The organism is Streptomyces sp. CB02366, assembly GCF_001905905.1.
Classification (GTDB): domain Bacteria; phylum Actinomycetota; class Actinomycetes; order Streptomycetales; family Streptomycetaceae; genus Streptomyces.
In genome coordinates this window covers 165,225-183,648 of sequence record NZ_LIVT01000003.1, presented here as the reverse complement: position 1 = coordinate 183,648, position 18,424 = coordinate 165,225, and the positions used below count along the sequence as shown (strand labels likewise).

The following is an 18,424-nucleotide window of genomic DNA, read 5'->3' as shown; positions in this document are numbered from 1 at the left end:
GTCGAGGGCGAAGACGTCCTGACCGACCTGCGACGGAACCTGATCCGCCACGGTGCGGGCGGTGGGCGCTGGGCCGATACGGTAAGGAGGTGCAGGCAGCAAACGAAACACCCGAGCGGCCGCCGGGCCGGCTCCACCGGGCGCGAGCGCTCTACCGCAACGTCTCCAAACGCCGTATGGCATGGCACTTGCTCAAGGACACCGTCAACTCGTGCATCGAGTACCGCATTCTGGGACTCGCGGCCGAGGCGGCGTTCTTCACCCTGCTCTCCCTGCCCCCGCTGCTGCTCGGCCTGATCGGCCTGCTCGGTTACGTCGACGAGTGGACGTCCACCACCACGGTCGCCTCGATCGAGCGCAACATCCTCTCCGCCTCCCACACGGTGCTGTCCGAGCGCGGGGTCAACGAATTCGCCAAGCCGCTGCTCGCCGACGTCACGACCGGGGCCCGCCCCGACATCATCTCCATCGGCTTCGCGATCGCCCTGTGGTCCGGCTCCCGCGCGGTGAACGTCTTCATCGACACGATCACCGTCATGTACGGCCTCGACGGCCACCGCGGCATCGTCAAGACCCGGCTGCTCGCCTTCCTGCTGTACGTCGTCGCCCTGCTGCTGGGCGCGGTGGTGCTGCCGCTGCTGGTCGTCGGCCCGGACCGGGTGGTCGAGTTCGTGCCCTGGGGCACCGAGGTCATAGCCGTCCTCTACTGGCCGCTGGTGATACTGCTGACCATCGCGTTCCTCACGACGCTCTACCACGTGTCCGTGCCGGTGCGCTCGCCCTGGATCGAGGACGTCCCCGGGGCGCTGGTGGCGCTGGCCATGTGGGTCCTCGGCAGCTTCCTCCTCCGGATCTACCTGACCAGCACCGTCGAAGGCCCCACGATCTACGGCTCCCTGGCGGCGCCCATCGCCGTCCTGCTGTGGATCGGCATCTCCGCCTTCGCGGTCCTGGTGGGCGCCGCGGTCAACGCGGCCATCGACCGGGTGTGGCCCTCGCTCGCCACGGCCGCCGCCCGGGAGGCCACCGAACGGGCCCGGGCCGCGCAGGCCGCCGAGTTCGTCGCCCGGACCCGCTCGGGCGCCTACGCCACCCTGGGCGACGACGAGGACGAAGACGACGAAGACGGCGGCTCCGCGTACATGCCCTCCGAGTTCCCCGAGCGCTGGTCCCGCTTCCTGCCGCCCGACGACGTGAAGTCCCGGCTGCACGCGACCCGGGAGAAGGAGTCCCGGGACGCCAAGGGGGCCGCGGAGCCCCCGGAAGCCGGCGAACCGCCCCCGCGCTAGCGTTGGGGCCATGCCTCCGACCCGCCAGCGGTACCGGGAACGGCCGTCCCGGCTGGACGGTTCCGTCGTCTGGACCCTGGACGTCCCGCCCGGTCCGCGCCCGGAGGCCCGTTCCGTCCTGCCGGACGGCTGCATGGACCTGATCTGGACCGCCGGCCGCCTGGTCGTCGCCGGGCCCGACACCCACGCCTTCCGGGTCGACCCCCGCACCAGCGACTCCTGCGCCGCCGTCCGGTTCGGGCCCGGCACCGCCCCCGTACTCCTCGGCGTACCGGCGCACGAACTGCGCGACCGCCGGGTGGACCTGGCCGAACTCTGGCCCCGCACCACCGTGGCGGCGGTCGCCGGGCGGATCGGGCGGGCCGCCGACCCCGCCGCCGCCCTGGAGGACTTCGCCCTCGCCCGGTCCGCCGAGACCGGTCCGCCGGACCTGCTCACGACGGCCGTCGCCGACCGGCTGCGGCGCGGCAGCTCCGTCGCGGACACGGCCGCCGAGGTCGGCCTCGGGGCCCGCCAACTCCACCGCCGCTCCCTGGCGGCGTTCGGCTACGGCCCCAAGACCCTGGCGCGCGTCCTGCGCCTTCAGCGCGCCCTCGCCCTCGTCCGCGCGGGCCTCTCCTACGCCGACGCGGCCTGCGCGGCGGGCTGCGCCGACCAGGCGCACCTGGCCCGCGAGATGCGCGCCCTGGCCGGTACGACGCTCGGCGCCTACTTCACGCCGGACGAGGCGCCGGCTCCGGGAGAGGGGGCGTCCGCGGAGGCCGCCGGGGAAGCCGGGGCGAACAGCGACACCCCGCAGCCGTCCGGGTCCAGCACGACCGCGTAGCGCTGCCCCCACACCGCGTCCCACGGCTCCAGGTGCCCGGTGTGCCCGGCCGCGACCAGCTCCGCGTACAGCGCGTCCACCTCCTGCGGGCCGTCGCAGGCGAAGGCGAGCGCCACCCGCTCACCGCCCGCCGGACGCTTCCACTCCGGATCGAACGAGGCGATGACCTCCTCCGTGTCCCACAACAGCCGCTGCCCGCCCGGCAGGACCACCTCGACATGCGGCGCGGACTCCGCCCCCTCGGGGATGTCCAGGCCGAGCCGCCGGTAGAAGGCCAGCGAGGCGGTGAGATCGGCCGTGATGATGCTGATGGCGTCGAATCGTGGAGTCATGTCCCGACCGTAGGCGCCCGGCCCCGCCGCCGTCTTGGAGGAATCGGTCACCCCTCCGGGCGGCGCGCTTCTCCCCCCCCCCCCCCGCCGGGCGGACGCACCACCGCCCTCACCCCAGGCAGTCGGCGGGGGAAGTCCCCGGATCGGTCAGCGCCATGCCCAGGGCGGCCCGTTCGGCGAGCCACCGCGTCGGCCGGTGGCGCGGGTCGCCCGTCGCCGCGTGCAGCGCCCGCTGGAGCGCCAGCATCCGTCCCGTCCCGACGCGCTCGCCCCACGCCAGCGGCCCGGCCGGATAGCCCAGGCCCGTGGTCACCGCCAGGTCGATGTCGGCGGGTGCGGCGAGCGAGCGCTCCGCGATCGAGCAGCCGACCGCCACGACGGAGGACAGCAGCCGCTGTGCGACCGAGCCCGCCGTGTCCCGCACCACCGACACCGCGTACGGCTCCTCGCCCGCGGCGGCCCGCGCCAGCACCGCCCGCGCGTCCCGGGCGGCCGCCGGGTCGCCGGCCGCCGTCACCGCGAGGACCCGCCGCCGCCCCGCCGCCGGCAGCACCTCCACCCCGAACGTGCGCTCCCGGGGCAGCCCGCCCTCCGCGACCGCCGCCGACACCGCCGTGCCCCAGACGGGCGTCAGCACCACGGCCTGGGACGACGGCCCCGCGCCCCGCTCGACCCGGGCCCCCGACGCCTCCAACGACCCGGCCAGCCCCTCCTCGTACGCCGCCGTCTCCGGCCGGCCGCCGCGGACCAGGAACACCGGGCGCCCCCCGTCCCCGGCGACCGGGCTCTCCGGCGCGGGACCGGCCGCCCCGTCGCCGTACGCGTACCAGCCCCGGCCCGTCTTACGGCCGTGCAGCCCCGCCACCACCCGGTTCGGGGTCAGGAAGGACGGGCGCAACCGGTCCTCGTACCGGAAGCCCTGCCAGATCGAGTCGATCACCGCGGCCGTCACGTCGAGGCCGGTCAGGTCCATCAGTTCGAAGGGGCCCATCCGCAGCCCCAGGACGTCCCGGGCGATCCGGTCGATCTCCGCCGGGTCCGCCACCGACTCCTCCAGCAGCGCCAGCGCCTCGGTCACCAGCCCCCGCCCCGCGTGGTTGACCAGGAAACCGGGGGTGTCCGCGACGGTCACCGCCCGGTGGCCGCAGCCCTCCACCAGCGCGGTCAGCAGGACCGGGATCTCCGGGCGGGTCGCGGCGCCCGGCACCACCTCGACGATCCGCATCAGCGGCACCGGATTGAAGAAGTGCAGCCCGGCCAGGCGCGAGGGGTCCTGAAGCGTCGCCGCGATCCGCGTCACCGACAGGGACGAGGTGTTGGTCGCGAAGACGGTGGAGGAGGGCAGCGCCCGCTCCAGCTTCCCGAAGACCTCGGCCTTGGTGTCCAGGTCCTCCCGTACGGCCTCGATCACCAACTCCACCTCCGGACCCCCCGCCCACGGATCGGCGAGCGGCACCAACCGGGCCACGGACGCGTCCCGGTCGGCGGCGGACGTCCGGCCCTTGGCGACCGCCCGGTCCAGCATCGACGCGACGAAGTCCAACGCCTCCTCCACCGCCTCGGGGCGCACGTCGCCCAGCTCGACGGTGTGACCGGCGCTCGCCGCCCACTGGGCGATGCCACGGCCCATGGCCCCGGCTCCGACGATCCTGATACGCATGGCGATGGGCCCTTTCGGACGAGAACGAAGAGAACGAAGAGAACGACGAGAGCACGGTCGGGTGGGATCAGCGGAGGTAGACGCGGTGCGGATCGACATCGTCGCGCAGGAGCCGCAGTTCCGCGGGGGTGGGCGGGTCCGTCGTCGTGACCCGGCCCGCGGTCCTCAGCTCCCAGCCGGTCGCGGCCCGCACCTGTTCGACCGTCACTCCGGGATGCACGGCGACCAGCCGCAGTTCGTCCCCGACGCCCTCCCGCGCGAGGACGCCGAGTTCGGTGACGACCCGGGTGACGCCGACGCCCAGCGGGCGGATACCGTCCGCCAGCGCCCGGTCCGGGCCCGGCGTGGTGCAGAAGTCGAGGACGGCGGCGAAGGAGCGCGGGGTGTGGCGGCGCATCACGACGAACACCTCCCGGGCGTTCGCCATCACCTCGACCGCGCCCCCGGACCCCGGCAGCCGTACCGCCGGGCGCTCCCACTCCCCGATGACCGAGGTGTTGAGGCTGCCCCACCGGTCGATCTGCGCGGCCCCCAGGAACCCCACGTCGATGTGGCCGCCCTGGAGCACCGAGCCGAACAGGGTGGGCATGGACACCACCGCCTCGGCCCCCGTGATCAGGACGGCGTCCGCGATGGTCTCCGGCAGCCGGGACGGGTGCGCCCCGCAGACGCCGGACTCGTACACCACCTCGATGCCCGGCGCGACGGTCAGCGCCGCCAGCTCGACCGCCAGGGTCGGCAGTCCGATCCCGGCGAACACCGTGCGGCGGCCCGCCAGTTCCCGCGCGGCGACGACGGAGAGCAGCTCGGAGGCGGTGACGGGAGCATCGGCCCCGCCCGCTTCCGGCCGGGCGGGCCGCCGCCCCGGCCCTTCCGGTACGGCGGGAGCGGCGGGCGCCCCGGGACCGTCCGTACGCGTCCCGTCCCGCCCGCTCACAGCCGCCTCCCGTAGTCCACCGGCCCACTCAGCGCCTCGCCCACCGCCAGCCCCGCCCAGTACTCCTCACCCTGCTTCGCCACGTACTCCGCGTGGTCCGCCGTGCCGTGCACCCACTCCTCCAGCCACGCCCGCAACCGCGCCGGATCCGCGCTGATGGCGGACCAGGAACGGTAGAAGGCGTTGTCCCGGTCGTAGTAGCCCTGGGCGAACGAGGGATGCGCCCCGCGCGGGCAGACCACCACCGCGTCCACCGCGTGCGCCGGGACCAGCGTGCGGTTCGGGTCCGCCCGGACCACCTCGTCCGCCACCAGCTCCTCCACCACCACGATCGCCCGGTCCGCCGCGTACACGGCTTCGGCCTGTACCCCGGTCAGGCCCCAGATCTGGGTGTTGCCCCGGCGGTCGGCGCGCTGCGCGTGGATGATCGTCACGTCCGGGTTCACGGGCGGCACCACGTAGATCTGCTCGGGCCGGCCGTCCGGCCCCGGGTACGGCGAAGCGACCTTGCGGATGGCCGGGTTGACCGAGGGCAGGTCGCTCCCGCCGTACGAGCGCAGCGGATGGAACGGCAGCCGCTGCGCCCCCGCGAGGTACCGGCACACCATCCCGTAGTGGCTGTACTCCTCGAACTCCAGCGGCTCCGGATCGGCCCGCTCGATCCGCCGCCGCAGCTCACCGAGCGAACCGGCGGAGGAGTTGCCCACGAACGAGGAGACCAGCCGCGTCACACAACCCGCCGCCAGCATCTGGTCCACCACGATGTCCGCCGTCATCCGCACGACGGTCAGACCGCGCCGGCCCTGCCGGATGATCTCGTGGCCCGCCGCGGTCGGGACGAGATGGGTGAAACCCTCCAGGCTCACCGTGTCCCCGTCGCGCACATGGCGCGCGACGGCCTCCCGCAGGGAGACGACCTTGTCCGCGGCCCCGCCGTCGGCCGTCGTCCGTTCCACAGCGCTCCCCGGCGTCGGTGTACAGGTCGCCCCACCGTGCCAGGGCCCATTGATCGGTGTCCAATACCGAATTAGGCTCGCATCGAGACGCCGGGGATATCACCGGGGCGCCGGGACGGCGCCCCGCCGGAAGAGGACCGGGAAACCGGAAGGGGACCGGGAAGAGGGGGGCCGCATGGAACTGCGCCATCTGAGGGCCTTCCTCGCCGTGGCCGAGGAACTGCACTTCGGCCGGGCCGCCAAGCGCCTCCAGATGGCGCAGCCGCCGCTGAGCCAGCAGATCCGGCGGCTGGAGAAGGAACTCGGCGTCCAGCTCTTCCACCGCAACACGCGCTCCGTACGGCTCACCGGCCCGGGGGAGGCGTTCCTCGATCCCGTACGGACCGTTCTCGACGACCTCGACACCGCCGTACGGGCCGCCCGCTCGGCGGGCCGGGGCGAGCACGGCCGCGTCACCATCGGCTTCGCCGGGGCCTCCAGCCACGAGACGCTGCCCCGCCTCACCCGCGCCGTGCGCGCCGCGCACCCCGGACTCGAACTGGTCATGACCGGCCAGACGTACGCCAACGTCGCACTGAACCGGGTCGCCGACGGCTCGCTCGACCTGGGCTTCGTCCGGCTGCCGGTGAACCGGCCCGGGGTGGAGCACCGGGTGATCGACGAGGAGGAACTGGTCTGCGCCCTGCCGCTCGACCACCCTCTCGCCCGGTACGACGCCGTGCCGCTCGGCGAACTGGCGGACGAACCGTTCGTCTCCTTCCCCGCCAACACCGGCTCCACCGTGCGCGACGCTCTGACGGAGGCGTGCGAGAGCGCCGGCTTCACGCCGCGCGTCGTCCAGGAGGCCCCCGACTCGTACACCATCATGGCGCTCGTCGCCGCCGGGGTCGGCGTCACCCTCACGGTCACCTCCGTACGCCACATCCAGCAGAGCGGACTCGTCTACCGGCCCCTCACCGGACCGCCCATCCGGCTCCAGGCGGCCCTGGCGTGGCGGGCCGACAACCCCTCCGCCGCCCTGCACGCGGTGCTCGCCGTCGCCCGCGACGCCCTGCCGACCCCCGGAGCCGGACCGGTGGCGGCGCCCGATTGAGACGTCGAACATCTCAGGGAGAGGCGCATCCGGTATTGGACCGACTCAGTCACCGGATGCGAAGGTCACCCCACACCCGACCCGCCCCGCCACCGGGCCGTGTCCGCCCCGGCACCCCGTCCCCGACCCCGAAGGAAGGCCCCGCCGTGCAGCCCGACGTCGTCATCTGCGAACCCCTGCGCACCCCCATCGGCCGGTTCGGCGGGGCCTTCGCCCAGCAGACCCCCGCCGCGCTGGCCGCGCACGTCATCACGGAGATCGTCGCCCGGACCGGCATCGACCCCGCACGGGTCGACGAGGTGATCCTCGGCCACGCCTACCCGACCAGCGAGGCCCCCGCCATCGGCCGGGTCGCGGCGCTGGACGCCGGACTGCCCACCACGGTCACCGGCTCCCAGGTCGACCGCCGTTGCGGCTCCGGGCTCCAGGCGGTGCTGGACGCGGCCATGCAGATCCGGGCCGGGTTCAGCGACGTGGTGATCGCGGGCGGCGTCGACGTGATGAGCGCCGCGCCCTACTACACCCACGACGGACGCTGGGGCATCAAGGGCCCCGGCCTCCAGCTCCACGACGCCCTCGCCCGCGGCCGCGTCACCGCCGGCGGCGTCCACCACCCGGTCCCCGGCGGCATGATCGAGACCGCGGAGAACCTGCGCCGCGAGTACGGCATCAGCCGCGCCGACCAGGACGCCCTGGCCCTCCGCTCCCAGCGGCGCGCGGCCCGCGCCGCCGCCGAGGGCCGCTACGACGCCGAGACCGTCCCCGTCACCGTGCGCACCCGTAGGGGCGAGACGACCGTCACCGCCGACGAGCACCCCCGGCCCGACACCACGGCCGAACAACTCGCCGCCCTGCGCCCGGTGATGGCGGGATCGGACCCGGACGCCACCGTCACCGCGGGCAACGCCAGCGGCCAGAACGACGCGGCCGCCGCCTGCCTGGTCACCAGCGCCGCGACCGCCGAACGCCTCAGTCTCACCCCCCTCGTCCGCCTCGTCTCCTTCGCCCGCGCCGGGGTTCCCGCGGCGACGATGGGCATCGCCCCCGTCACCGCCACCCGCACCGCCCTGGACCGGGCGGGCCTCACCCTCGCCGACCTCGACCTGATCGAGCTGAACGAGGCGTTCGCCGCCCAGGTCCTGGCCTGCACGCGGGAGTTGGGCCTCGGCGAGACGGACCACGAGCAGCGGATCAACGTGAACGGCTCGGGCATCTCGCTCGGCCACCCGGTCGGCGCCACCGGAGCCCGCATCCTCGCCACCCTCGCCCGCGAACTCCACCGCCGCGAGGCCCGGTACGGCCTGGAGACGATGTGCATCGGCGGCGGCCAGGGCCTCGCCGCGATCTTCGAACGCATCGGTGACTGAGGCCGGTTTCCCTCGGAACCAGGTGGATGCGGCGTGAAGGGCCGCATACGGTTCGGAGGTCTTCGCGGGCCGGTCGGGCGCATGCTCGACGCCTGGTCCGAGAAACGGACGGCGCGTTCGGGCCCGGCCTGAGCGGGGAGCCTGCTCGAACCGCCGCTGGAGTCCGCGCCCGTAGCCCGGCCACGGCGGACCGACTGCCGCAGGCGCACACGCAAAGGTCCGGCCGGACAGTCCCCGCTGCCCGGCCGGACCCCGTTCTCCCGTGGGAGCTCTGTCAGCCCCGATCAGTCCCGCGCGCCGCGGGCGCGGCGCATCAGCACCGCGCCGCCGAGCAGCAGCGCGGCGCTCGCGCCGGCGGCCAGCCCCAGGTCGGCGGCGCCGGTGTCGGCGAGGTGCGCGCCCGGAGTGTTGGGTCCGGGCGTGTTGGAGCCGGGAGTCTCCGAGCCGGGGGTGTCGGTACCGGGGGTGTCGGTCGGGGGCTGGTAGACAGGCGGCTCGTCGACGGGGGGCTCGTCCACCGGGGGCTTGTCGACCGGGGGCTTGTCCACGGGCGGCTTGTCGACCGGGGGCTTGTCCACGGGCGGCTTGTCCACCGGAGGCTTGTCGACCGGGGGCTTGTCCACGGGCGGCTTGTCCACCGGAGGCTTGTCCACCGGAGGCTTGTCGACCGGCGGGTGGTCGTGCTTCGGGCCGTCGGCGTTCACGCACTTGTTGCCGAAGGCGGGATTCAGCAGGGCGATCACATTGACGGTGTTGCCGCAGACGTTGACCGGGATGTGCACCGGCACCTGCACGGTGTTGCCCGAACCGACTCCCGGCGAGCCGACCGCCGCCCCCTCGGCCGCCGCGTCGGCGTGCGCGGTGCCGCCCACCGCCGCCAGGAGGCCCGATGCGGCCGCCGTGGCGATCATGCTTTTTTTCAGGACCTGTCGCATTACTTGCCCTTCCTTAGGACATTCGCGAGGACATCGCGTGGGCGCTTCGCACGCGGGGACGGGCGGCCGTAGGACGGCGGAGCCGCAGCACGGCCGGAGCCCGCGGGAAACCCCGGTGAAAAACTTGGTGAAGACGTGCGCGCTGCACGGTTGCCCTAACGACTCGGGGCCGAGCGGGAAACTTGGAGTTGAGTGGAAGTTGTGTAATCACCCGAATAGGTGATGTCCGTAGGTCTTGCGTATCCCGGCTGCCGGAGAGAGAAAAACGATTCGCCGCCAACTCAAGCCCTTTCACGTGTGGTTGACCGCGGCGGTCTCGTCCCGGCGAAGCGAGTGTGCGTCAGAACCGGTGACCATCGCCCGCCCGTTCGGGCGAATAGTGCAGACGAGGGTGTGCGCAATTCCTTCACGAACGGGCGGCCGTGCGAACAGAGCGCGCGGCCCCTCCCGGCGTCCGGCATTCGGGTGAACGCGCGCAACCAAAAGGTCCCGGGCCGGGTTGGGCAGGGCGCTCCGCCACGGGGCAATCAGTGCGAGAAGGGTTAATCGTGATCAAGAAGGTTCTGGCTACGGGCGCTGTCGCCGCCTCCGTCCTCGGTCTCGGCACGACGCAGGCCATGGCCATCGCCAACGACGGCGGCACCACGACGGTCAACGGCAACGGTGCTTCGCAGTCGTACGGCAACTCCGAGACCCACGGTGACTGGAGCCCGCAGTTCGCGCTCATCCAGGGCTCGCTGAACAAGCCCTGCATCGCCCTGCCGGCCAAGGCGAACGTCGGTTCGCTGATCGGTATCGTGCCGATCGCGGTCCAGGACATCAACGTCCTGTCCTCGCCGCAGAACCAGCAGTGCACCGAGAACTCCACTCAGGCCAAGGGTGACGAGGCCCTGTCGCACATCCTGGAGGACATCCCGATCCTCTCCGGCAACGGCGCCGGCAACAACTGATCCGCGGCCTCCCGACTCGGGCCCGAGCCCTCGGCGTTCCTCCACCGAGCGGCTCGGGCCCGTTGCCGTGCCCGGGGGCGAACGCCCCTTCTCCTCGCGTGCGCCCTCCATGGAGCGGCCCGCCGGGCGTTGCGGCATTCGGGCGTATATCCGGGAATTCGCCCGTCGAACAGTTCCTGTTCCGGGCGTTCATCGTTACGTAGGACAACACCGGAGTCGTGAGAGATCAGGACCTGACTCGGGCGGACACGGCAGTCGTGGCCGCACCGGACTCCGCCGAGGAAAGGGTAGAGAAGTGAAGTACACCAAGGTTGCCGCAGTCGCCGCCGGTACGCTCATGGCGATGGGCGTCGCCGCGCCGGCCATGGCCGACGCCGGTGCCGGGGCCGTCGCCGCGCACTCCCCGGGCGTGCTCTCCGGCAACATCGTCCAGGCTCCGATCCACATCCCGGTCAACGTCTGCGGCAACACCGTCAACGTGATCGGCGTGCTGAACCCGGCCTTCGGCAACACCTGCGCCAACGTGTGACCCGGTGACCGGTCGGGCCGCAGGCCCGCGCAACCGTTGGGCCCCGGACGGCGGTGTCGTCGTCCGGGGCCTTTCTCGTGCCGGATTCACTCTCGTTCGGACAGGTGGACGAGACCGGATAAAAACAGTGCTCCGCAGTTTCCCGACTGCGCACTGATCGTTGATCAGAGGGAAAGCGGCAGAAGTCACAGGCAAAGAAGACCTTGTGTGCGGCACGGAAACGTGACCGAAGCAGACGCCGCGCGGAAGGGAACCAGAAAAGTGAAGTACGCGAAGACCGCCGCCCTCGTCGTCGGTTCCGTGGCGGCTCTCGGAACGGCCGCCCCCGCCTTCGCCGTTACTACGCCCACGGCCCCCAACTTCAGCCTCGACGGCGGCCTCAACCAGGTGATGGCCAGCGCCCCGCAGGTCGTCGACCCGCTGGTGGAGACGGCCGCCGACACCACCGAGACGCTCACGGAGGACGGCACCGTCGGCAAGCTGGCGGGCCGGGCGACCGGTGCGGTCGAGGGCGCGGCTCCGCTGCTGGGCGGCGTTCCCCTCGGCGGCTGACCGCCGCCGCACGGCCGGTTTCCCCGGCTTCTCCACCTGATCCGCATCCATATCCAGAAGGGCTTTTCCATGTTCAAGAAGATCATGTCCTCGGCCGCCGTCGCCGTCTCCATCGTCGGCGTCTCCGCCGCGGCCGCCCCGTCCGCCATGGCCATCGCCAATGACGGCGGCACCACCACGGTCAACGGCAACGGCGCCTCGCAGGCGTACGGCAACTCCGAGACCCACGGCGACTGGAGCCCGCAGTTCGCGCTCATCCAGGGCTCGCTGAACAAGCCCTGCATCGCCCTGCCGGCCAAGGCGAACGTCGGTTCGCTGCTCGGCGTCGTGCCGATCTCGGTCCAGGACATCAACGTCCTGTCCTCGCCGCAGAACCAGCAGTGCACCGAGAACTCCACCCAGGCCAAGGGCGACGAGGCCCTGTCGCACCTGCTGAACGACATCCCGATCCTCTCCGGCAACGGCGCCGGCAACAACTGAGGCCGGGCGGCTCCGGGCCGCACGGAGCGGCGCACGGGGGGCCGGTCCCTCGCGTCGTCACGGCGACCGTTCTTCACCGTGACGGCGGGGCCGGCCCTTCGTGGTGCGCGGACCGCGGTGAGCGGGAGCCTCCGGCCGGGGCGCCCCGTTGGGCCGGATGCCGTAGCCCCGGCCGACGATCCGGGCCGGGCCGGGTAGGGCCTCCCCATGGACCCGTACGGCAGTCAGACCCCGCAGGGCGGCGAGCGGCGCCCCGCGCCGACCGGCACCCCGATCTACGACCGGCTCGTCGCCGAATGGCGGGCGGCCGGAGGCGACCACCCCTTCGCCGAACCGGCCCCGAGCCCGGTCCCGCGCCGCGGCGCCGGGTTCGTACCGGCGGCACGCACCTCGGAACCGGCCCCTGGAAACTGAGGAAAGCGTCGACTTCGCGCCGGAAACAACCCATTTGAGTGGCATTGCGCAACCCCACAGGGGCAACGGCAGTTGATCAGTACGTTCCACAACGGGACGCTCCGAAAGGTGAAGTTGATGAAGAAGATGATGGCCGGCGCTGCAGTGGCCGTGTCCCTGCTCGGTCTGTCCGCGGCCGCGGCTCCCTCGGCCATGGCGATCGGCAACGACGGAGGAACCACCACCCTCAACGGCAACGGCGCCGAGTCGGAGATCGGCAACGCCGAGACGGAGGGCGACTTCAGCCCGCAGAGCCAGCTCATTCAGGGCACCCTGAACAAGCTGTGCGTCGGCCTGCCCCTCAAGGCCAACGTCGGTTCGCTCATCGGTGTCGTGCCGATCGCGGTCCAGGACGTCAACGTCCTCTCCAACCCGCAGAACCAGCAGTGCGCCGACAACTCGACCCAGGCCAAGGGCGACGAGCCGCTGTCGCACATCCTGGACGACATCCCGGTCCTCTCGGGCAACGGCGTCGGCAACAACTGACGCGCCACAGCCTGAGGCGTTGAACGCGGGCGGTCCGGAGATCACTCTCCGGGCCGCCCGCCGCCGTTCCCGCCACACGGCCTGCACGCCGTCCGCGACGAGCGGGGCGCGACGGATGCGGCGGCGCACCCGTCCGGGCGTACGGAGGGCCGGGCGCAGGGGCGTCCGGGCGCACGGGTGAGGCCCACCGTCCCCTGCGGGTCGGTGGGCCTCCATGGGTCTCCGGGGCGGCGGGGCCGGCGCCTCAGCCCAGGGACCGGACCGGGAGAAGGCAGTGGGCGGCCGTGCGGACGACGTCCTCGTCCGTGACGAAGGCCCGCAGCCGGTCCTCGCCGACCGGGTGCCCGGGTACGGCTTCCGGCCACGGGGCCGTGGCGAACATCCCGTACACCTGCCCCTGCCCCTGGGTCGCGGCCAGCCACTCGGCGGGGGCGGGGTACTGCGCCGAGAGGTGAGGAAGCGTCAGGACGGCTTGACCCGCCTGGACGAGGAGCTTCGCCTGGACGCGCGAGGACTCCGCCGCGTCCTGGATCGGGCCGCCCACGCGGAGGCCCGCGCGCCCCAGCGCGGCGCGCATCGCCTCACGGCCGACCTCCGGGCCGTCCTGCCCGTCCCCCAGCGAGTAGGCGAGGAGGAAGGCGGTGTCCTGGTCGGCGCCGGGCTGCCGCCCGCTCCAGCCGATCAGGATCTGCGTGCCCAACTGGGCCTGGGTGAACGTGCCGGCGGGCGCCTGGGGTGTGGTCATGCTCGGCACCCTAACGGCCATGGACCGGGCTCTCCGCACGCGTATCACTCGATAGAGGGAGATCTGCGGGTGAGACCGGAGAAAAGTACCGGCCTCGGCATGCCGGAGAAAACCTGTTGACGGTGGTCCCCGGCCGACCGCTAAGGTGGGCGACGTTCCGCACGCGGCGCTGACGTGTGCGACCGGAAGCCAGAGGAACCAGGAGGTGAGGACATTGATGACTGTCGTTGCGATGGGCACTGCCCACAACCGGAAGAGCATCGTCCTCATCCCCGTGGCCACCGGCTGACCGACTTCTCCCACTTCTCCGCGCCGAGCGCGCGTGCCGGGGCCACCCTGTGAAGGGTTTCCCTTGTCTTTCTCGTTCTCCTCTTCCTCCACCGCCTCTTCCTCGCACCCGCTGACTCCGTACGGCTGGGACGAGGACTGGGCGGCGGCCTTCTCCCCGTACGCCGAGCAGGGGCTCGTGCCCGGCCGGGTCGTGCGGGTGGACCGCGGCCGGTGCGACGTGGTCACCGCTGACGGCACGGTCCGCGCCGACACCGCGTTCGTGGTGCCCCGCGACCCGATGCGGATCGTCTGCACCGGCGACTGGGTGGCGCTCGACGCGGACGGCGACCCCCGGTTCGTCCGTACGCTGCTGCCGCGCCGGACCGCCTTCGTCCGCTCGACCTCCTCGCAGCGGTCCGAGGGCCAGGTGCTCGCCACCAACATCGACCACATCGCCATCTGCGTCTCGCTCGCCGTCGAGCTGGACCTCGGGCGGGTCGAGCGGTTCCTCGCGCTCGCCCTGTCCAGCTCCGAGGGCGCCGCGCTGCTGGGCGACGGCTCCGGCGGGGAGTACCGGCCCCAGCCGATCGTGGTCCTGACCAAGGCCGACCTGGTACCCGACGCGGCCACCCTGTCCCACCTCGTCCAGGACATCGAGTCCATCGCGCCCGGCGTCCAGGTGCTGCCCGTCAGCTCCACCACGGGCGAGGGGCTCGACGTCTTCGGCGCCATCGTCTCCGGCGGTACGAGTGTGCTGCTGGGCATCTCCGGGGCGGGCAAGTCCACCCTGGCCAACACCCTTCTCGGCAACGACGTGATGGAGGTGCGGGCCATCCGGGAGATCGACGGCAAGGGCCGGCACACCACCACGACCCGCAACCTGCTCGTCCTGCCGCAGGGGGGCGTCCTCATCGACACCCCCGGGCTGCGGGGCGTCGGGCTCTACGACGCCGGGACCGGGGTCGGGGAGGTGTTCTCCGAGATCGAGGAACTGGCCGCCGACTGCCGGTTCCACGACTGCGCCCACGAGGCCGAACCGGGATGCGCCGTCCTCGACGCGCTGGAGGACGGGACGCTGCCCGAGCGGCGGCTGGAGAGCTACCGCAAGCTGATCCGCGAGAACCAGCGCATCGTCGCCAAGACCGACGCCCGGGTACGCGCGGAAATCCTGCGGGACTGGAAGCGCAAGAGCGCGGTGGGGCGCGCGGCCCTGCAGGCCAAGCGCGGCCGGGCGCGGTAGCCGGGCGGGGCCGGGACGGGGCCGTGTGCGGGGGTCCGGAGCGGGCGGCGGTTCGCTCCGGGCCGGTCCGGGCGCCCCGCACTTCTCCTGGGAGCGAGCGGGACACGCGCCGAAAGGGCGACGGGAGGGTCCTGAAGCCCTCGGCGCCCGGCCCGTCGCCCGTTCGGCGCGGTTCCGGTGAGCCGCCGCCGCGATGCAGAGCGGCGTCCGCGCTGTTCTGCCCGTGGCAGAACAGCGGGCGGACCGGGCTGGACCACTCCTACAGTCCCGTTCCATGACGACGATCACGACGCGTACGGTCGAGTACCCGGCGGACGGTCTGCCGATGATCGGACACCTCGCGCTCCCGGCCGGTACCGGCCGCCGGCCCGCGGTGCTGGTCGGGCCGGAGGGCATGGGGCTCAGCGACGTCGAACGCCGCCGGGCCGACGCCCTCGCCGAGCTGGGATACGTGGCGCTGGCCTTCGACCTCCACGGCGGGCGCTACCTGGCCGACCCCGAGGAGATGCTGGCCCGTTGCATGCCGCTGCTCGCCGATCCCGAGCGGATGCGGGGCATCGGCTGTGCGGCGCTCGACGTGTTGCGCGCCGAACCGCGGACCGACCCCGACCGGATCGCCGTCATCGGCTACGGCACCGGGGGCGCCGTCGGGCTGGAACTCGGACGCGACGGCTTGGGCCTGCGCGCGATCGGGACCGTCAACGGACTGACCACGGGCCGACCGGGCGAGGCGGCGCGCATCCGCTGCCCGGTGTGGGCCGGGGTCGGGTCGGAAGACCCGATCATGCCGCCCGCACGACGGGACGCGTTCACCGCCGAGATGCAGGACGCGGGCGTCGACTGGCGCCTCACGGTCTACGGCGGCGCCTTGCACGCCTTCCACCACCCGCCCGTCGACCACCCCGCGGTCCCCGGCGTCGGCCACCACCCGCGCCACGCGCGGCGAGCCTGGCGCGACATCGTGGACCTGCTCTCCGAGTGCCTGCCCCTGACGGAGGACCCGGCCGGTCCGAGCACGACCGCCCGCTGACCGGCGCCCACCGGACCGCGCGGCACGTTTCCGGCATCGCTCCGGTCCCGCCCCCTTTTCCCGCAGCGGGACGCCGACGCCGCGCTCCCCGCCCCGGAACGGAAGGCGTCCCCGGCTCCGCCGACGAGCAGAGGACCCGCACACCCAGGGCCGTCTCGTCGCCCCTTCGACCCGTACCCCGGCCCCCGGTTCGACGTCCGAAAACCGCCGGTGCGAGGGTTCCGGCTGCCGCACACTGGACGGTGTGATGGACGAACGGACCCGGTACGAGGCGGTGAGCAGCCGTGACGCACGGTTCGACGGCGCCTTCTTCTTCGCCGTCGTGACCACCGGCATCTACTGCCGGCCGAGCTGCCCCGCCGTCACCCCCAAACGTGCCAACGTGCGCTTCTACCCCACCGCCGCGGCGGCCCAGGCGGGCGGCTTCCGGGCCTGCCGCCGCTGTCGGCCGGACGCCGTCCCGGGCTCCGCCGAGTGGAACGCCCGCGCGGACGTCGTCGGCCGGGCCGTGCGGCTGATCGGCGACGGCGTCGTGGACCGCGAAGGGGTTCCCGGGCTCGCCGGGCGGCTCGGCTACAGCGCCCGCCAGGTCCAGCGCCAGCTCACCGCGGAGCTGGGCGCCGGACCCGTCGCGCTCGCCCGCGCCCAGCGCTCCCACACCGCCCGGGTGCTCCTCCAGACCACCGGCCTGCCGGTCACCGAGATCGCCTTCGCCGCCGGGTTCGCCAGCGTGCGGCAGTTCAACGACACCATCCGGCAGATCTACGCCCGCACCCCCAGCGCCCTGCGCGCCGAGGCCGGTACGGGGCTCGGCGGCGGACGCCGCGAGGGACTGCGCTCCGGCATCCCGCTGAGGCTCGCCCACCGGGGCCCGTACGCCACCGCCGCCCTGTTCGACCTGCTGGCCGCCGAGGCGGTCGCCCGGGTGGAGGAGGTGGCGGGCCCGCCCGGCCGTCGCGTCTACCGGCGTACCCTGCGGCTGCCCTACGGGTGCGGGATCGTCGCGGTCGACGAGGCGGCTCCGGGCGGCCCCTGGCTGGAGGCCCGCGTCCAGCTCACCGACCTGCGCGACCTCACCACCGCCGTCCAGCGGGTGCGCCGGCTGTTCGACCTGGACGCCGACCCGTACGCGGTGGACGAGGCGCTGGCCGCCGACCCCCGGCTCGCCCCGCTCGTGGCCGCCCGCCCCGGGCTGCGTTCGCCCGGCGCGGCCGACCCGGAGGAGGCCGCGGTACGGACCCTGGTCGGGCGCGCGGACGCCGAGGAACTGGTCGAGCGGTACGGGAAGACGCTGGACGTGCCGTGCGGCGGACTCACCCACCTGTTTCCGGAGCCCGGCGTGCTCGCCGGCTCCGCCGAGGACCCGGCGCTGCGGGCCCTGGCCGCGGCGCTCGACGACGGCGTGCTGCGGCTGGACGCCGGGGCCGACCGGGACGAGGCGGAACGCGTCCTCCTGACGCTGCCCGGGATCGGCCGGCGCACCGCGGCCCTGATCCGCATGCGGGCGCTCGGCGATCCGGACGTGGACCCCTGCGGAACGCCCGGCGCGGAGCTGTGGCGGCCCTGGCGCTCCTACGCCGTACGCCACCTGGAAGCGGACGCGGAAGCGGAGGCGGCCCCGCGCCCGAGCTGACGTCCCGAGCCACCCGGGAGCCCCGAGGCCCCGGCCGTGAGCCGGGGCCGGGTCCGGGCCGCCGGGGCCTCGGGCCGGGCGGACGCGGTGGCCCGCCGTCCCTCAGGCCGCCCCGGGGCCCGGTCAGCCCCAGAGCACCGCGCCCAGCCAGGCGCCCGCCACCAGCAGGCAGCAGAACAGCTCCACCAGCACCGCGTAGCCCGTCGCCCGCATCACCGCGCGCACCGACGTCCAGGCCGCGCCCCGGCTGCCCAGCCGCAGCCGCTCCGCGGCGAAGACGGCGCCCACGTATCCGAGGACCCCGCCCACCACGGGCACCACGAAGAAGCCCACGATCCCCGCGACCCCGCCGAGCATCAGAGTGCGGCGGGGCGCGCCCGACTCGCCCGGGCGGCGCGGCGGCAGCACGGGCTTGAGGGCCTGGTTTAGCAGCATCAGCGCCGTCGCGCCGATCAGGACGCCCCACGCGGTCGGGGTCATGTCCGTCAGCGCCCACCACAGCACCCCGGCCCAGACGATCGCCTGACCCGGCACACCCGGCGCCAGCACCCCGACCAGGCCCAGCAGCAGGACCAGCCCCACGGCGACGAGCTGCCACACACTCATCCGACCAGCCTGCCCGAGAGTGCCCCGCTCCGCCCGTCAGCACACCCCGGCCACC

At 73.6% G+C, this 18,424-nt stretch carries 20 protein-coding genes; 13 read left to right on the top strand and 7 right to left on the bottom strand.

All coding sequences use genetic code 11. The features are described 5' to 3' along the window. The first annotated feature begins 89 nt into the window (after window positions 1–89). Window positions 90–1,289, top strand: a complete 1,200-nt coding sequence (locus AMK24_RS09405; protein ID WP_079190471.1) for a YihY/virulence factor BrkB family protein — start codon at window positions 90–92, stop codon at window positions 1,287–1,289. Between the two features lie 10 nt (window positions 1,290–1,299). Further along, complete coding sequence (locus AMK24_RS09400; protein ID WP_073767012.1) at window positions 1,300–2,115, top strand: DUF6597 domain-containing transcriptional factor; 816 nt, start codon at window positions 1,300–1,302, stop codon at window positions 2,113–2,115. Here AMK24_RS09400 and AMK24_RS09395 read toward each other — a convergent pair. The 4 genes from AMK24_RS09395 to AMK24_RS09380 form a co-directional block, all read right to left on the bottom strand. Further along, on the bottom strand, window positions 1,998–2,447 hold the full coding sequence (locus AMK24_RS09395; RefSeq protein ID WP_073768725.1) for a VOC family protein: 450 nt from the start codon (window positions 2,445–2,447) through the stop codon (window positions 1,998–2,000). The two genes, AMK24_RS09400 and AMK24_RS09395, sit on opposite strands and share 118 nt — an antisense overlap. 109 nt (window positions 2,448–2,556) lie before the next feature. Then, window positions 2,557–4,107, bottom strand: coding sequence for a 3-hydroxyacyl-CoA dehydrogenase (locus tag AMK24_RS09390; protein WP_073767010.1), 1,551 nt, complete (start codon window positions 4,105–4,107; stop codon window positions 2,557–2,559). A 67-nt stretch (window positions 4,108–4,174) separates the two neighbouring features. Then, window positions 4,175–4,912: a CoA-transferase subunit beta gene (locus AMK24_RS09385; protein WP_073768723.1), complete on the bottom strand. Its 738-nt coding sequence runs from the start codon at window positions 4,910–4,912 to the stop codon at window positions 4,175–4,177. Window positions 4,913–5,040: 128 nt separating this feature from the next. Further along, entirely contained in the window at window positions 5,041–6,000 is a 960-nt protein-coding gene (locus AMK24_RS09380) for a CoA transferase subunit A (protein ID WP_073767008.1), read from the bottom strand. Window positions 6,001–6,175: 175 nt separating this feature from the next. Here AMK24_RS09380 and AMK24_RS09375 point away from each other — a divergent pair, with 175 nt between their 5' ends. Further along, window positions 6,176–7,093 (top strand): LysR family transcriptional regulator, encoded by a 918-nt coding sequence (locus AMK24_RS09375; RefSeq protein WP_073767006.1) that lies wholly within the window; start codon window positions 6,176–6,178, stop codon window positions 7,091–7,093. A 146-nt stretch (window positions 7,094–7,239) separates the two neighbouring features. Beyond that, a complete protein-coding gene (locus AMK24_RS09370) occupies window positions 7,240–8,460 on the top strand; it encodes an acetyl-CoA C-acetyltransferase (protein ID WP_073767004.1) in 1,221 nt (406 codons plus the stop codon). Window positions 8,461–8,744: 284 nt separating this feature from the next. Here the strand turns inward: AMK24_RS09370 and AMK24_RS09365 are convergent, their stop codons facing one another. Beyond that, window positions 8,745–9,395, bottom strand: coding sequence for a chaplin (locus AMK24_RS09365; protein ID WP_073767002.1), 651 nt, complete (start codon window positions 9,393–9,395; stop codon window positions 8,745–8,747). A 548-nt stretch (window positions 9,396–9,943) separates the two neighbouring features. Here AMK24_RS09365 and AMK24_RS09360 point away from each other — a divergent pair. From AMK24_RS09360 to AMK24_RS09335, 6 genes are all read left to right on the top strand, one after another. Continuing rightward, complete coding sequence (locus AMK24_RS09360) at window positions 9,944–10,345, top strand: rodlin (RefSeq protein ID WP_073767000.1); 402 nt, start codon at window positions 9,944–9,946, stop codon at window positions 10,343–10,345. Window positions 10,346–10,640: 295 nt separating this feature from the next. Continuing rightward, window positions 10,641–10,874: a chaplin gene (locus tag AMK24_RS09355; protein WP_073766998.1), complete on the top strand. Its 234-nt coding sequence runs from the start codon at window positions 10,641–10,643 to the stop codon at window positions 10,872–10,874. 261 nt (window positions 10,875–11,135) lie between these two features. Further along, window positions 11,136–11,426, top strand: a complete 291-nt coding sequence (locus tag AMK24_RS09350) for a hypothetical protein (protein ID WP_073766996.1) — start codon at window positions 11,136–11,138, stop codon at window positions 11,424–11,426. A gap of 69 nt (window positions 11,427–11,495) precedes the next feature. After that, window positions 11,496–11,906 carry a rodlin gene (locus AMK24_RS09345; protein ID WP_073766994.1) on the top strand — a complete coding sequence of 137 codons (411 nt, stop codon included), beginning with the start codon at window positions 11,496–11,498 and terminating at the stop codon, window positions 11,904–11,906. A gap of 207 nt (window positions 11,907–12,113) precedes the next feature. Next, the gene (locus AMK24_RS09340) at window positions 12,114–12,320 is read left to right on the top strand and encodes a hypothetical protein (RefSeq protein WP_073766992.1); all 207 of its coding nucleotides are present in this window, start codon (window positions 12,114–12,116) and stop codon (window positions 12,318–12,320) included. 117 nt (window positions 12,321–12,437) lie between these two features. Next, entirely contained in the window at window positions 12,438–12,845 is a 408-nt protein-coding gene (locus AMK24_RS09335) for a rodlin (RefSeq protein WP_073766990.1), read from the top strand. Between the two features lie 244 nt (window positions 12,846–13,089). Here AMK24_RS09335 and AMK24_RS09330 read toward each other — a convergent pair whose 3' ends face one another. Beyond that, a complete protein-coding gene (locus AMK24_RS09330; protein ID WP_073766988.1) occupies window positions 13,090–13,590 on the bottom strand; it encodes a DUF5949 family protein in 501 nt (166 codons plus the stop codon). A 352-nt stretch (window positions 13,591–13,942) separates the two neighbouring features. Here AMK24_RS09330 and rsgA point away from each other — a divergent pair, with 352 nt between their 5' ends. From rsgA to AMK24_RS09315, 3 genes are all read left to right on the top strand, one after another. Next, the gene (gene rsgA / locus AMK24_RS09325; protein WP_073766986.1) at window positions 13,943–15,100 is read left to right on the top strand and encodes a ribosome small subunit-dependent GTPase A; all 1,158 of its coding nucleotides are present in this window, start codon (window positions 13,943–13,945) and stop codon (window positions 15,098–15,100) included. A gap of 274 nt (window positions 15,101–15,374) precedes the next feature. Continuing rightward, on the top strand, window positions 15,375–16,130 hold the full coding sequence (locus AMK24_RS09320; protein ID WP_073766985.1) for a dienelactone hydrolase family protein: 756 nt from the start codon (window positions 15,375–15,377) through the stop codon (window positions 16,128–16,130). Between the two features lie 247 nt (window positions 16,131–16,377). Next, the gene (locus tag AMK24_RS09315; RefSeq protein WP_073766984.1) at window positions 16,378–17,763 is read left to right on the top strand and encodes a DNA-3-methyladenine glycosylase 2 family protein; all 1,386 of its coding nucleotides are present in this window, start codon (window positions 16,378–16,380) and stop codon (window positions 17,761–17,763) included. Window positions 17,764–17,886: 123 nt separating this feature from the next. Here AMK24_RS09315 and AMK24_RS09310 read toward each other — a convergent pair whose 3' ends face one another. Then, window positions 17,887–18,369 (bottom strand): DUF456 domain-containing protein, encoded by a 483-nt coding sequence (locus AMK24_RS09310; RefSeq protein ID WP_073766983.1) that lies wholly within the window; start codon window positions 18,367–18,369, stop codon window positions 17,887–17,889. Window positions 18,370–18,424 lie beyond the last annotated feature (55 nt).